Raw genomic sequence first — 11,832 nt, forward strand, 5'->3', positions numbered from 1 at the left:
ATGCAGCAGCTGCGCAATGCCGGCAGAATTGCAGAGACCGGTCTTGGAAGCGTCTGCTTACGCGCCGCGTTAACTTGCGTTGCGCGCACCATGCGCACGCGCGTCGTCGGATGCGCCACCGCTCTGGAGCCTGTCATGCACAACACTGCACTCACCGGCCGCCGCATTCTTGTGGTCGAGGACGATTACCTGCTGGCCGAATCGCTCAACGACTTGCTGCTGGAAGCCGGCGTCAGCGTCGTCGGCCCGGTGGGCAATGTGCCCGATGCGCTCTCGCTAGTGGTATCCGGTCAGGCCATCGATGGCGCGTTACTGGACGTCAATTTGCGCGGCCAAGCGGTGTTTCCGGTCGCCGATGCGTTGATGGAGCGCGGCGTGCCCTTTTCGTTCTGCTCCGGCTACGACCGGTATACGTTGCCGCCGCGCTTTGCACATCTGTCGTACTGCATGAAACCCTATAACCCGCGCACGATCACCACCTTGCTCAGTCACCAGACCTAGCCGGCCAATCACTGATCGGTGTTTGCGCCAGGCGCAGTATCACCGGGACGCTCGCTGGCCTGCTGCAGGGAGCGCTCTTCTTCGCCAAGCTGATTGAGCAGCTCGACTGCAGACTGATGCGCGGTGCGCAGCGTTTCCAATGGCTTGGATGTTTCGGTGCGCAAGGCGTACAACGCAAAGCCCATTACGTTGAGACGGTTGCGCAACTGGTGCAGCAGCTCGCGCCGCTGCCCACGCGGTGCGTCAGTCACTACGCATCCTTGTCGCTGAGCCGGTTGTGCAAGGTACGCACGCTAATGCCCAGTTCGCGCGCAGCGGCCTTCTTGTTGAAGCGCGTGCGCGCCAGTGCGGATTCGATCATGGCGTCTTCGGCCTGACGCATGGTCCAGCCGGCAGGAATCAGCAAGCCGTCTTCGTCGGCCTGCGGTACGGCCTGCTCCACATCCGGGGCGCTCACCAGATCGCCATCGGAACGCAGATACAGATAGTGGATAAACGAGCGCAGCTCGCGCACGTTGCCCGGCCAGGTGTGGTACGCCAGATAGCGCAGCAGCGACTTGGTCGGCAATTTGCGTTTGCCGTACTTGACGTTGAGCTCGTCGATCACGCGCAGCCCCAGCAGGCGCGCGTCGCCGCGGCGCTCGCGCAGTGGCGGCACCTGGATCGGGTATTCATTGAGACGGTAGAACAGGTCTTCGCGCAGCACCGCCTGCTCGCGCTGCACGTGCTGATGGGTGGCTGCCACCACGCGCGCGTCCAGCGCGATTTCTTCGTTGCCGCCCACGCGCATGAAACTACGCGATTCGATCGCCCGCAGCAGATAGACCTGCAGCCGCTTGGGCATTTCGCCAATTTCGTCCAGGAATAGCGTGCCGCCTGCGGCCTGCTCCAGAAACCCGGCGTGCCGACGGTCGGCGCCGGTGAAGCTGCCGCGTTCATGGCCGAACAACTGGCTGGCCAGTAACTCTTCCGGGATGGCGCCGCAGTTGACGGGCACGAAGCGGCCGCTGCGGCCGGACACGCGGTGGATGGCGCGCGCGACCAGATCCTTGCCGGTGCCGGTTTCGCCGGTCACCAGCACATTCAAATCGGTCGGCGCCACACGCACGATTTCCTTACGCAGCATCACGATGCTGTCGCTATTGCCGACGATGCCCAGGTTGCCTTGTTGCGCTTCGCGCAGCCCGCCGAGCACACGCTCCAGGCGTTCCGGCGCGAACGGCTTGGTCAGGAATTCGCTGACGCCGAACTGCTGCGCACGGCCCTGGGTTTCGCGCGCGTAATCGCCCGATACCACGACGATCTGGGGGGTGTGATCCGGGTCGAGCCGTTCGATCAGATCGAAACCGCTGCCGTCTGGCAGGCCAACATCCACCACCAACAGGTCGGGAAAGTTGCTGTCCAGCCAGCGGCTGGCTTCGCCAAGGGTGTGGATGCCCTTGGCGTGGAAGCCGCTATCGGTGGCGAGTTCAACCACCTGATCGCAGAACTCCACGTCGTCGTCGATGATGGCGCAGGAAAGACGGTCCATGAGCGCTTCTGTCCGCAATGACTGGTACATGTTCAGTTGAGAATTGTGACGGCCGCGCGAAATGCGCTGACACACCACGTCGGATTTGCATGCTGCTGTCACGGTCTGTGGATGGTGTGGCGCCCTTTTCCCAAGTCGAGCCCGCCGTGACGGCTGGGGGCGAAGTACGCATGGAAGCGCTCGATTGCGCTAGTGCCAAGCGTCATGGTCGCGGTCGGTTGCCGTCTCGAGAATGCCGAAACGCCAAAGAGTGCAAGGTTTGCAGCGGCACTCACACCAGTCCGAGGGCAGGTGCTGTGTTGGTCAAGCGCTGGTTCAGCTCGCTTGCGGGTGTGCATCGGTGCCAGGATATCAGCCGGGGCTGACGTAAGCCGACTCCGCCGTGGCGCCGCATGAACCCGTCAGAAAACCGCGTCGGGTCCGCTGGGTTACCCACAGCCTACGCACTGACTGTGGAGAGAGCGTGCAAAGCACGCTCACGCACTTCTCCGGCGGGGCCACCAACACTCGCCGCTTACAGCGAAACGAGGTGTCTTATGCACGCAGTCTCCGCGCCCGTGCAGGCCGATGCGCAAACGGAGCTGGACTACTGGCGCGGCGAGCACCGCCGTGGTCAGCTTGGCTATCACGCCTTCGACGGTATTCCGGAAGGCACGATCCGCGCGGTTTGCGCGGCGTATAACGCACGTCTCCACTTGAGCGACGCAGAAGCGATCAAGGCAGTGCGCGACGCTTTATGCCTCACCCCGGGTTCGATGAATGCCGTGCTCGCAGATTGGCTGGCGCCGCGCTGCCTGCGCCATTTACGCGGAGCGTGATGCCGACCACGGTTGTGTTCGCTTGATCAGCGCAGTGCACGCTTACGTCGACTGCCGGATGTGCCTGGTGCGCGGCACCGGTGCGCACGGTGCGCTCGATCACTCTTTTCCGCGCGTGATGCGCGCAGGCTTGTCGCCACCTGCTGTGTGCGCCACAAGGCGATGAACAGCATTCGCTGCCAATTGCGCCTGCTCGCACACGCTACTGTCGCCAGTTGCGCTTGTCGTCGCCCGGCTGGTGCCCATGCCGCAGACGCTGTGCTGGCAGGGCCGCACACCGCCAGGCGTTAGGAGAGACTTGTGGAAGCGCTGCTGCTATCCCGTATCCAGTTTGCATTCGTCATTTCCTTCCATGTGCTGTTTCCGGCCTTCACCATTGGTCTGGCGAATCTGCTGAGCTTTTTGGAATGGCGCTGGCTGCGCACCCACGACCAAGCCTGGAAGCGGCTGTACTTTTTCTGGCTGCGGATCTTTGCGGTGTCGTTCGGCATGGGCGTGGTCAGCGGCATCGTGATGGCGTTTCAGTTCGGTGCCAACTGGCCCGAGCTGAGCCGCATCGCCGGCAGCGTGATCGGCCCGCTGCTGAGCTATGAGGTGCTCACTGCGTTCTTTCTGGAAGCCAGCTTCTTGGGCGTGATGCTGTTTGGCTGGGGCCGCGTGTCGGAGCGCTTACATTTTTTCGCGACCTGCATGGTGGCAATCGGTACGCTGGTGTCCACGTTCTGGATCCTCTCGTCCAACAGCTGGCTGCACACCCCGCGCGGCTACGCGATCTTCAACGGCATCGTGCAGCCGGTCAGCTGGATGCAGATCATCTTCAACCCGTCGTTTCCGTATCGTCTGGTGCACATGGCGTTGGGCTCGTTCATCACCACCTGCTTCGTAGTTGGCGGCGTCGGCGCGTATTACCTACGCAAGGGGCTTCACCTGGATGCCGGCGCACGCATGTTGCGCTTGTCGGTGGCATTTGCCGCCATCGTGCTGCCGATCCAGATATTGGTGGGCGACCAGCACGGGCTTAACACGCTGGAACATCAGCCGCTCAAGGTCGCTGCGATGGAGGCGCACTGGCATAGCGAGAGCAAGGGCGCCGGCGTGCCGTTGGTGGTGTTTGCATTGCCCAACGCCGAGGCCGAGCGCAACGACTACGAGGTGGCCATCCCGCGCCTGGGCAGCCTGATCCTGACCCATAGCGCCGATGGCGACATCGCACCGCTGACCTCGGTACCGCGCGATCAACGGCCGCCGGTGGCGCCGGTGTTCTTCGCCTTCCGCATCATGGTGGGCCTGGGCATGGCGATGCTGTTGCTGGCCTGGATCTCGGCCATTGCCTGGTGGCGTGGGCGCCTGCACGCCAAACCGCTGATCCTGGCCTGGAACGTCATGCTGCCCGCCGGATTCATCGCATTGGTGGCCGGTTGGTTCGTCACCGAGATCGGGCGCCAGCCATGGGTGGTGTACGGGCTGCTGCGCACCGCCGATGCGGTTGGCCCGCAGTCGCCGGTGACGGTGGCGGTGTCGCTGCTGATGTACGTCTTGGGCTATGCCTTCGTGTTCGGCTTCGGCATCTTTTATCTGACCAAGCTGGTACGCGCCGGGCCGCAAGCCAGCCGCGATGGTCCGGATGTGGCAGGTGGCGAACACACGCCGGCACGTCCCCTGTCTGCGGCAGATACATCACTGGAACAGGAGAACACGCCATGGAACTGAGTTACTGGTTGCCGGTGGTGTGGTTCGGCGTGATCGGCTTCGGCGTGCTGATGTACGTGGTGCTGGACGGCTTCGTGCTCGGGCTGGGCATGCTGGCACCGTTTGCGCGCGACGAGCAGGAGGTGGATTTGATGATGAATACCGCTGCGCCCATCTGGGACGGCAACGAGACCTGGCTGGTGCTTGGCGGCGCTGGTCTGTTCGCTGCGTTTCCGACCGCATATGCGGTGATTCTGTCTGGCCTGTATCTACCGGTGCTGTTGATGGTGATGGCGCTGGTGTTCCGCGGCGTGGCCTTCGAATTCCGCTTCAAGGCGCAGCGCTCGCGTCGGCTGTGGACATTGTCGTTCATTGCCGGCTCCATCCTGACCGCTTTCGCACAAGGCATCATCCTGGGCGCGCTGGTGGAAGGCATGCCACTGGAAAACGGGCGCTACATTGGCGGTGTGTTCGGCTGGTTCAGTCCGTTCACCATGCTTACCGGTGCTGCGCTGGTGTTCGGCTATGCGTTGCTCGGCAGCACCTGGCTCATTCTCAAAACCGAAGGCCGCACCCACACGTTGGCGCGGCAACTGACCAAACCGCTGGTGGGTGTGGTGGTGACCTTCGTGGTGCTGGTCAGCGCGTGGCTGCCGTTCTTGAGTTCGCATGTAATGGCGCGCTGGTTCGAGCACGGCAATTTCTGGTGGCTGTCGCCGATTCCGCTGATCACCGCGGTCGTCGCGCTCGCGCTGTGGCGTAGCAGCGACAGCTCGCGCAGCGACGCCTCGCCGTTCCTGCTGACCCTGGCGATATTCGTGCTGGGCTTTATCGGCTTGGTGCTGGGCATGTGGCCATATTTGGTGCCGCCGAGCTACACCATCTGGCAGGCCGCATCGCCGCCGTCGTCGCAAATCTTCCCGATGGTCGGTCTGGTGGTGCTGCTGCCGCTGGTGCTCGGCTATACGGTGTGGTCGTACCGTGTGTTCCGCGGCAAGATCGCGGCCGACGTCGGTTATCACCATCACCACTAAGCGATGGTGCCTATATCAAAACGCGTGCGAGATACGATGCGCCTGTAGATACAGTGATGCAGACGGACAGCGCCCGCATCTGCGGGCGCTCTAGTAATGCTGCTCATGGGCTTCAGCGTTTTTCCGAGCCATCCGGCCGCTCATAATCGTGCTCGGGATCGGCCTTGTTCACGTCACGGTCTTCGTCAGGCATGTCGTGCACCTTCCATTCGACATCCTCATTGCGACGCTCCTGCGGGGTAAACGGCTTCTTCTGGTCGTCTTCAGGGCCCCAGGGCTTTTTCGGTTCGTTGCCCATGCTCGTCTCCTGCATATTCGTGGTGACACAACGCTAGTCAGGCCTGCATTGCAACATGGTGAACGAAGCCGGGTGATGGCGTGAACATAGGTGTTGATGGTCGGCCTACGTTGAAGAGCGGATGCCCGGCCGCATCCGCTTCGCGGCTGCGCAGTTGGCTTGATCGCCCCTCTACCCGCCCGTTTGCGAATGCGGCGCTTCTACCGGCTTGGACTGCGGCGAATCCTTTTGCCGCAACCAGATGGTCAACACCACCAACGAGAACACCGCCAGGAATTCGCTCTGCCAGTTTTGCATCGATTCGAACCAGAACGATGCGCTGGTAAAATGCTCGAAAATCGTGATAGGTGGCAAACCTTTCTGCGCACGCTCCAGCAGCTCCAGCCGCCAGCTCCCAACCAGGTGCAGCACGAAGCTCATCAGGAACAACGCCCCGAACGCGATCGCCAGCGAGTGGTCGTACAGACGCCGCCATATTCCACCCGCGCGCACCGGCCAAGGGGTGATTCCCGGCTTGATCTCAGTCGTCTCTTCAGCGGGATCAAGCGGACGCGATTCGGCTGAGCCCACCTGACGCAACTTCACGGTGAGCAACACGTACATGTCCATCTGCAGGAATTCGCTCTCCCAATTCTCGAACAGGGCAGAGATGAAATGCGGGCTGTGCAGATACGCAGACAGCAGCAGCGTCGGTTGCCCTTGCTCGCGCAACTCGTCGTTGTACGCGTGCAATCCGGTATAAATCTGACACCCAATAAACAACACGGTCAACGCAAGCAGACACAACGACAGCCCATTACGACGCAAGAACATGGATGACCTCCTGACCAAGCGCGCAGTATCGAGCGTCCTCGGCAAAAGCGCATGAAGTTTGCGTGTAGCCGACCTGTTCTATGTGCGACGACATCGTCGATGAGGTGAATGCAGTGGGTATGGCGCGCTAGGCAACACACACAACGCCGACATCGCTTAGCCCGGATGTTTACGCCTGAGTGACCAGACTTGCGGTCAACCAACGATCCCTACCGTCAGGAGACGACCATGCCTGTACCCAATTACCCGCGCCCGCCGTTCAAGCAGCAGCAGCAGAGTTTTCCCGGCCGCACCGAAAAGATGGATCCGCGCCCGGACCATGGCGAAGACAGCTACGTGGGCCACGGCCAACTGAAAGGCAAGCGCGCGTTGATCACCGGCGGCGATAGCGGCATTGGCGCTGCGGTAGCCCTTGCCTATGCACGCGAAGGCGCCGATGTCGCGATTGCCTTTCTTCCCGACGAGCAGGAAGACGCGGCACGCATTGGCGCATTGATCGAAAAGGCCGGCGTCAAGGCGCTGCTCGTTGGGTGCGACATCAGCGACCCCAGCCAGGCAGCGGCGTTGATCGACAAGGTCAACAGCACTTTGGGCGGGCTGGATATTTTGGTCAATAACGCCGGCTACCAGAAATACTTCGAAAGCTTCGACGACATTACCCTGGACGAGTGGCGCAAGACCTTCGACACCAACGTGCATGCGGTCTTCAACCTGGTGCGCTTGTCGGTGCCGTTGATGACCGACGGCGGCGCCATCATCAACACCGCCTCGGTACAGTCGAAGAAACCCACGCCGAATATCCTGCCCTATGCAGCGACCAAGGGCGCACTGGCCAACCTCACCATTGGCCTGGCTGGTGTGTTGGCAGAGAAGAACATCCGCGTCAATGCCGTGCTACCGGGCCCGATCTGGACACCATTTATTCCCTCTGGCATGGACGAAGAATCGGTGGAAAACTTCGGTGCGCAGACGCCGATGGGGCGGCCCGGTCAGCCGGTCGAGCTGGCATCGGCTTACGTCATGCTGGCGGCTGATACGGCCAGTTACACCTCAGGCACCTTGCTGACGATCTCTGGTGGTGCGGTCACGCTGTAACGCCCTCGCGCTGTCACCAAGGCCCGCGTCGCTTGTTGAGCGACGCGGGCTTTTTATTGCGTCAATCTCTTTACGCATCTGCGCGATCTCCGCGATCACAAGCGCAACGCGCGCTCGCTTGTCTGTGCGGTGACGCGGGCGCGCTGAAATGCGGCGCAAAAACGCATAGCCCAGGTGAGTTTCCGGTCAACATTGTGCTCGCGTGGCACACACCCACTCCTGCGGTTGCTCTCACGGTCCGCCACCTACCGTAGGTGGCGTTGGAGCGTGATGCACGACCCTCTTCGCAACAGTGCTGCCCACCACGCATCCGTGGCGCGGCTGCGAACGCACTGCTGGCACGACGACATCACCCGACACGCATCGACGCATGCGAAGTGGTGCATCCGCGCCATTGGCAGGCCAGCGCAGCAGCGCCTCTATAAGGCAGAACAACCATGAGAATTTTGGTCACTGGCGGTACCGGCTATATCGGCTCACACACCTGCGTGGAACTGGCGCGGCGTGGCATGAGGTGTGCATTGTCGATAATTTGAGCAATTCGTCCGAGCGCGTGCTCGACCATCTGCAGCACCTGATGGGGTACCGCCCGGAGTTTCATTGCTTGGATGTCCGTGCGCCTGAGCTTGCCGACTTAATGATCACCAAGCGTATCGACGCAGTACTGCATTTTGCCGCGCTCAAAGCAGTGGGCGAATCGGTCCGCGAGCCGCTGCTGTACTTCAACAACAATGTCACCGGCACGCTGGCGTTGCTGCGCGCGATGCGTACCGCCAAATTCTGCAACCTGGTGTTCAGTTCGTCGGCCACTGTGTATGGCGACGCCAACCGCAGCACGATCGAAGAGAACGCGCCGTTGAAGGCGATTAATCCGTACGGGCGTACCAAGTTGATGATGGAAGAAATGATCGGCGACCTCAGCGCCGCATGGCCAGAATTCAACGCCGCATTGCTGCGCTACTTCAACCCGGTGGGCGCGCACCCCAGTGGGTATCTGGGCGAAGATCCGCGTGGCGTGCCGAACAACCTAATGCCCTACATTGCACAGGTTGCAGTGGGGCGCCGCGATGCGCTGCAAGTCTTCGGCGACGACTACCCCACCGACGACGGTACCGGGGTGCGCGACTATCTGCATGTTATGGATCTGGCGCGTGCGCATGTGGACGCCATCGATTACCTGCAGCGCGAACGCAAGGGCTTGGTGGTCAATCTGGGCACCGGGCGCGGCTACAGCGTGCGCGAGGTGGCGGCCGCATTTGCACGCGCCAGCGGCCGACGCATCCCATTGAGCATCGCGCCGCGCCGCGATGGCGATGTGGCGGTGTATTTCGCCAGCACCGCGCTGGCCAACCGGGTGCTGGGCTGGAAGGCCGAATACGACCTGGACCGCATGTGCCGCGATACCTGGCGCTGGCAGTCGATGCATCCGGAAGGCTATGCCGACTCGCGTTTGCCACGCCAGCGCACCCCGGCAGCCGCACCCGAGCGCGAGATTGCGCGCGAGCTGCTCGCACCGGCGCGCCGGCTGTTGCCGAGCCCGGATACACGCCGTCGCAGCGAACCGGCACGCACGCTCGTGGTTGCCGACAGTCTCTCCCGCGCGTGATGCGCGGCCCGTCTTTTATTGCAAGGATATTCCATGAGTTGGGCTGGTGAGTTCCAATACGCGATCGGCAAGACCCGCCGCGCCGTTCCATCCGACAGCACGCCACAGTTCGATCCGGCACGGCCCACGCTGTTGTGTCTGTCGCATCTGCGCTGGAGTTTTGTCTATCAACGCCCGCAACACCTGATGTCGCGCTTTGCGCGCGATGCCAACGTGCTGTTTTGGGAAGAGCCCATCGCCTGCGATGAGGCCACGCCATGGCTGGAGGTGCGCGGCGAGGAACGCGGTGTGCACGTGTTGGTGCCGCGTCTACCTGCAGGGTGTGAGGGTGAGGATGCCGTGCAGGTAAAACGCCGCTTGCTGGATGGCTACCTGGCCGAGCTGGGAGTGCGCGACTTGTTGCTGTGGTACTACACGCCGATGAGCCAGAGCTTCAGCGCGCACCTGCCTGCGCGCACGATTATCTACGACTGCATGGACGAGCTGTCGGCATTCCGTGGCGCGCCGCCGGAGCTGGTACAACGCGAGCGCGAACTGCTGCAGCGCGCCGATGTGGTGTTCACCGGCGGCTATAGTATCTGGGAAGCCAAGCGCGCATTGCACGCCAACGCGCACGCATTCCCGAGCAGCGTGGATGTGGCGCATTTTGCCGCCGCACGTACACCGCAGCAGGAGCCGGATGACCAGCGCGGTATCGCGCGGCCACGGCTGGGCTTCTACGGTGTCATCGACGAACGCTTCGATATCGACCTGCTGCGCGAGATTGCCGCGCAGCGGCCGCAATGGCAGTTTGTGATGATCGGCCCGGTGGTCAAGATCGATGCTTCCGAGCTGCCACAGGCAGACAACATCCATTACCTGGGCGGAAAGACCTACGACGAACTGCCCGGCTATCTGTCCGGCTGGGACGTGGCATTGATGCCGTTTGCGATGAATGCCTCCACGCGCTTCATCAGCCCCACCAAAACGCCCGAGTATCTGGCCGGCGGTTGCCCGGTGGTGTCCACACCGATCCACGACGTAGTGCGCACCTATGGCGATACCGGCGTGGTGCGCATCGCCGATACCGCCGATGCCTTCGTGGCCGCCTGCGAAGCCGCGCTGCAGGACAGTGCCGACCGCGAGCAACTGCTCGACAGCGCCGACGCCGTGCTGGGCGATATGTCCTGGGACCACACCTACGACCTGATGAAGGAGACACTCTCTTGGAAGCAATGACCCCGCCGGCCGCCACTGCGCTCACCAGCCGCCGCACAGGCAACACCACGCGGCGCGGTTTCGATTATCTGATTGTCGGCGCCGGGTTTGCCGGCAGCGTGTTGGCCGAACGGCTGGCCGCCGGCCTTGGCAAACGCGTGCTGGTGGTGGACCGTCGCCCGCATATCGGTGGCAATGCCTACGACTTCCATGACGATGCCGGCGTGCTGATCCATCGCTATGGTCCGCACATCTTCCACACCAATGCGCAACGCATCGTGGATTACCTCTCCAACTTCACACAGTGGCGCCCGTACGAGCACCGCGTGCTGGCGCAGGTTGGCGAGCAGCAGGTACCGATCCCGATCAACATGACTACGTTGAACACTCTGTATGGCCTGCAGCTCACCAGCGAAGAAGAGGCGGCCGCATTTCTGGCCAGCCGCGCCGAACCGGTGGCCGACATCCAGACCAGCGAAGACGTGGTGATCAACCAGGTGGGCCGCGAGCTCTACGAAACCTTCTTCCGCGGCTATACGCGCAAGCAATGGGGTCTGGATCCGTCGCAGCTGGATAAGTCGGTGACCTCACGCGTGCCAACGCGCACCAACGACGACGACCGCTACTTCACCGACACCTTCCAGCAGATGCCGCTGCACGGCTACACGCGCATGTTCGAACGCATGCTCGATCACCCCAACATCAAGGTGATGCTCAATACCGACTACCGCGAAATTTGCGACGAGTTGGAGTACGACCAACTGGTGTATAGCGGGCCGGTGGACGAATACTTCGACTACTGCTACGGCAAGCTGCCGTACCGCTCGCTCAGGTTCGAACACAGCACGCTGGACCAGGAACACTTCCAGGCGGTGGCCACCGTCAATTATCCGGACGAAGCGGTGGCCTACACGCGCATCACCGAATACAAGCACCTCACCGGCCAGAACCATCCCAAGACCAGCCTGACCCGCGAGTACCCTTCGGCCGAGGGCGACCCGTATTATCCGATTCCACGCGCAGAGAATGCCGAGCTGTATCGGCGTTACGAGCGCCTGGCGGCCGAGACGCCCAAGGTCACGTTTCTTGGCCGGCTAGGCACGTACAAGTACTACAACATGGATCAGGTAGTCGGTCAGGCATTGGCTTTGTACAAGCGCATCGAAGACGCCGAACAGCAGCGTCGCGCCGCACTGGCGGTCTGACCACGCCCGCCCCGCCCTGCAGGACCGTCGCTGCAGGGCAGTTAT

12 protein-coding genes are annotated in these 11,832 nt (G+C 62.2%); 8 read left to right on the forward strand and 4 right to left on the reverse strand.

The annotated features are described in order from the left end of the window. The first annotated feature begins 135 nt into the window (after positions 1-135). Entirely contained in the window at positions 136-501 is a 366-nt protein-coding gene (locus KWO_RS20725) for a response regulator (protein WP_017112841.1), read from the forward strand. 8 nt (positions 502-509) lie between these two features. Here the strand turns inward: KWO_RS20725 and KWO_RS20730 are convergent, their stop codons facing one another. Together KWO_RS20730 and KWO_RS20735 are read right to left on the reverse strand one after the other, a co-directional pair. Then, positions 510-752, reverse strand: coding sequence for a hypothetical protein (locus tag KWO_RS20730; protein ID WP_010365394.1), 243 nt, complete (start codon positions 750-752; stop codon positions 510-512). Next, on the reverse strand, positions 752-2,032 hold the full coding sequence (locus tag KWO_RS20735; RefSeq protein ID WP_010365392.1) for a sigma-54-dependent transcriptional regulator: 1,281 nt from the start codon (positions 2,030-2,032) through the stop codon (positions 752-754). Before KWO_RS20735 ends, KWO_RS20730 begins: the two co-directional genes overlap by 1 nt. A gap of 536 nt (positions 2,033-2,568) precedes the next feature. Between KWO_RS20735 and KWO_RS20745 the strand changes: the two genes are divergently transcribed. The 3 genes from KWO_RS20745 (at position 2,569) to cydB (ending at position 5,573) form a co-directional block, all read left to right on the forward strand. Beyond that, positions 2,569-2,850 (forward strand): hypothetical protein, encoded by a 282-nt coding sequence (locus KWO_RS20745; protein ID WP_010379738.1) that lies wholly within the window; start codon positions 2,569-2,571, stop codon positions 2,848-2,850. A gap of 300 nt (positions 2,851-3,150) precedes the next feature. Then, positions 3,151-4,560 carry a cytochrome ubiquinol oxidase subunit I gene (locus KWO_RS20750; RefSeq protein WP_010365385.1) on the forward strand — a complete coding sequence of 470 codons (1,410 nt, stop codon included), beginning with the start codon at positions 3,151-3,153 and terminating at the stop codon, positions 4,558-4,560. Continuing rightward, entirely contained in the window at positions 4,551-5,573 is a 1,023-nt protein-coding gene (cydB, locus tag KWO_RS20755; protein WP_010365384.1) for a cytochrome d ubiquinol oxidase subunit II, read from the forward strand. Before KWO_RS20750 ends, cydB begins: the two co-directional genes overlap by 10 nt. A gap of 112 nt (positions 5,574-5,685) precedes the next feature. On the opposite strand, the gene KWO_RS20760 is transcribed toward cydB, so the two are convergent. Beyond that, positions 5,686-5,871: a hypothetical protein gene (locus KWO_RS20760; protein WP_010365383.1), complete on the reverse strand. Its 186-nt coding sequence runs from the start codon at positions 5,869-5,871 to the stop codon at positions 5,686-5,688. 171 nt (positions 5,872-6,042) lie between these two features. Continuing rightward, positions 6,043-6,684 (reverse strand): DUF6766 family protein, encoded by a 642-nt coding sequence (locus KWO_RS20765; RefSeq protein ID WP_010379736.1) that lies wholly within the window; start codon positions 6,682-6,684, stop codon positions 6,043-6,045. Positions 6,685-6,912: 228 nt separating this feature from the next. On the opposite strand from KWO_RS20765, the gene KWO_RS20770 reads away from it, so the two are divergent. The 4 genes from KWO_RS20770 to glf all read left to right on the forward strand — a co-directional run bounded on the left by KWO_RS20770 (position 6,913) and on the right by glf (position 11,787). Then, positions 6,913-7,779: an SDR family oxidoreductase gene (locus tag KWO_RS20770; protein WP_010379735.1), complete on the forward strand. Its 867-nt coding sequence runs from the start codon at positions 6,913-6,915 to the stop codon at positions 7,777-7,779. Positions 7,780-8,149: 370 nt separating this feature from the next. Continuing rightward, a complete protein-coding gene (gene galE / locus KWO_RS20780; RefSeq protein WP_338142014.1) occupies positions 8,150-9,385 on the forward strand; it encodes a UDP-glucose 4-epimerase GalE in 1,236 nt (411 codons plus the stop codon). A gap of 33 nt (positions 9,386-9,418) precedes the next feature. Next, the gene (locus tag KWO_RS20785) at positions 9,419-10,603 is read left to right on the forward strand and encodes a glycosyltransferase family 1 protein (protein ID WP_010379733.1); all 1,185 of its coding nucleotides are present in this window, start codon (positions 9,419-9,421) and stop codon (positions 10,601-10,603) included. Next, positions 10,600-11,787, forward strand: coding sequence for a UDP-galactopyranose mutase (glf, locus tag KWO_RS20790; RefSeq protein ID WP_010365377.1), 1,188 nt, complete (start codon positions 10,600-10,602; stop codon positions 11,785-11,787). Before KWO_RS20785 ends, glf begins: the two co-directional genes overlap by 4 nt. Positions 11,788-11,832: the final 45 nt, after the last annotated feature.

Source organism: Xanthomonas vasicola pv. musacearum NCPPB 4379 (genome assembly GCF_000277895.2).
Classification (GTDB): Bacteria; Pseudomonadota; Gammaproteobacteria; order Xanthomonadales; family Xanthomonadaceae; genus Xanthomonas; species Xanthomonas vasicola.

Bases quoted from the DNA above. Each gene is read 5' to 3' on its own strand.
- KWO_RS20770 (WP_010379735.1), top strand. From the start codon at position 6,913: ATGCCTGTACCCAATTACCCGCGCCCGCCGTTCAAGCAGCAGCAGCAG.
- KWO_RS20725 (WP_017112841.1), top strand. From the start codon at position 136: ATGCACAACACTGCACTCACCGGCCGCCGCATTCTTGTGGTCGAGGAC.
- galE (WP_338142014.1), top strand. From the start codon at position 8,150: ATGCGAAGTGGTGCATCCGCGCCATTGGCAGGCCAGCGCAGCAGCGCC.
- KWO_RS20760 (WP_010365383.1), bottom strand. From the start codon at position 5,871: ATGGGCAACGAACCGAAAAAGCCCTGGGGCCCTGAAGACGACCAGAAG.
- KWO_RS20765 (WP_010379736.1), bottom strand. From the start codon at position 6,684: ATGTTCTTGCGTCGTAATGGGCTGTCGTTGTGTCTGCTTGCGTTGACC.
- KWO_RS20735 (WP_010365392.1), bottom strand. From the start codon at position 2,032: ATGGACCGTCTTTCCTGCGCCATCATCGACGACGACGTGGAGTTCTGC.
- glf (WP_010365377.1), top strand. From the start codon at position 10,600: ATGACCCCGCCGGCCGCCACTGCGCTCACCAGCCGCCGCACAGGCAAC.
- KWO_RS20745 (WP_010379738.1), top strand. From the start codon at position 2,569: ATGCACGCAGTCTCCGCGCCCGTGCAGGCCGATGCGCAAACGGAGCTG.
- KWO_RS20785 (WP_010379733.1), top strand. From the start codon at position 9,419: ATGAGTTGGGCTGGTGAGTTCCAATACGCGATCGGCAAGACCCGCCGC.
- cydB (WP_010365384.1), top strand. From the start codon at position 4,551: ATGGAACTGAGTTACTGGTTGCCGGTGGTGTGGTTCGGCGTGATCGGC.